1 protein-coding gene is annotated in these 324 nt (G+C 46.3%); it reads right to left on the bottom strand.

The features are described from left to right. Window positions 1–268: ISAon1 family transposase N-terminal region protein (locus tag QGT73_RS17375; RefSeq protein ID WP_280123265.1), on the bottom strand; the 268-nt coding region annotated here is incomplete at its 3' end. Between the last annotated feature and the right edge of the window lie 56 nt (window positions 269–324).

Here is a 324-nt window from a genome sequence, read left to right as displayed (position 1 = left end):
ATATCTCATTGGTCCGCTTGTCCCACCACTTATTCTTGCGCATGTGAAGATATACGGGGCGACCTCGAAGCGGATAGTCCTGTATTGTAACGTATTCCGTATAACCTCGCGCGACTATGTTCGGATTACGGTAGTCCTCGTCAGAGAGTTTCTTTTTCTCATCAAGCCATATGTCATATGCCTGTTCTGTACGTTCGAAGCGCACCATCTCAAACAGTTCGTCCAGCCCCTGGGGCAAGAACATCCAGAATGCTTCCGATGTTTTCATACCGCAAATTTAACAATTTTCTGAAAATTACATGCACCGGAATTTCGGCTTGAGCC

The sequence above is a fragment of the Duncaniella muricolitica genome, assembly GCF_910574735.1.
GTDB lineage: Bacteria > Bacteroidota > Bacteroidia > Bacteroidales > Muribaculaceae > Duncaniella > Duncaniella muricolitica.
The sequence above is the reverse complement of the archived record's forward strand: the minus strand, read 5'-3'. Positions and strand labels throughout refer to the sequence as shown.